Annotated in this window: 1 protein-coding gene; it reads left to right on the top strand. The window is 69.8% G+C overall.

What is annotated here, in order from left to right; all coding sequences use genetic code 11:
* Window positions 1-1137 (top strand): acyl-CoA dehydrogenase family protein (locus ACZ3J7_RS41085; protein ID WP_465628515.1); only part of this gene is annotated, 1137 nt, incomplete at both ends.

Here is a 1137-nt window from a genome sequence, read left to right as displayed (position 1 = left end):
GGACTTCGACCTCTACCGGCTGGGTGAGGAGCACGTGATGCTCCGGGAGTCGGTGCGTTCGCTGGCGGAGGCGAAGATCGCCCCGTTCGCGGCGGCGGTGGACGAGGAGGGGCGTTTCCCGCGGGAGGCGGCGGAGGCGTTGCTGGCGGCGGAGCTGCACGCGGTGCACGTGCCGGAGGAGTACGGGGGTGCGGGGGCGGACGCGTTGGCGACGGTGCTGGTGATCGAGGAGGTGGCGCGGGTATGCGCGTCGTCGTCGTTGATCCCGGCGGTGAACAAGCTGGGGTCGTTGCCGGTGCAGTTGGCGGGTTCGGAGGAGTTGAAGGCGCGGTACCTGGGGGCGTTGGCGCGGGGGGAGGGGATGTTCTCGTACTGCCTGTCGGAGCCGGAGGCGGGTTCGGACGCGGCGGGGATGCGGACGCGGGCGGTGCGGGAGGGGGATTTCTGGGTGTTGAACGGGGTGAAGCGGTGGATCACCAACGCGGGGGTGTCGGAGTTCTACACGGTGATGGCGGTGACGGATCCCTCGGCGCGGTCGAAGGGGATCTCGGCGTTCGTGGTGGAGAAGGGTGACGCGGGGGTGTCGTTCGGGGCGCCGGAGCGGAAGTTGGGGATCAAGGGGTCGCCGACGCGTGAGGTGTACTTCGACGACGTGCGGATTCCGGCGGACCGGATGATCGGTGCGGAGGGGACGGGGTTCGCGACGGCGATGCGGACGCTGGACCACACCCGGGTGACGATCGCGGCGCAGGCGCTGGGGATCGCGCAGGGGGCGTTGGACTACGCGAAGGGGTACGTGCGGGAGCGGCGGCAGTTCGGGAAGGCGATCGCGGACTTCCAGGGGGTGCAGTTCATGCTGGCGGACATGGCGATGAAGCTGGAGGCGGCGCGGCAGTTGACGTACGCGGCGGCGGCGAGGTCGCAGCGCGGGGACGGTGACCTGACGTTCTTCGGGGCGGCGGCGAAGTGCTTCGCGTCGGACGTGGCGATGGAGGTGACGGTGGACGCGGTGCAGTTGCTGGGCGGGTACGGGTACACCCGGGACTACCCGGTGGAGCGGATGATGCGCGACGCGAAGATCACCCAGATCTACGAGGGCACCAACCAGGTCCAGCGGATCGTGATGTCCCGCAACCT

Source organism: Kitasatospora sp. NPDC015121, assembly GCF_055562955.1.
Note: the sequence above shows the minus strand (reverse complement) of the source record. Positions and strands in the feature narration are given on the sequence as shown.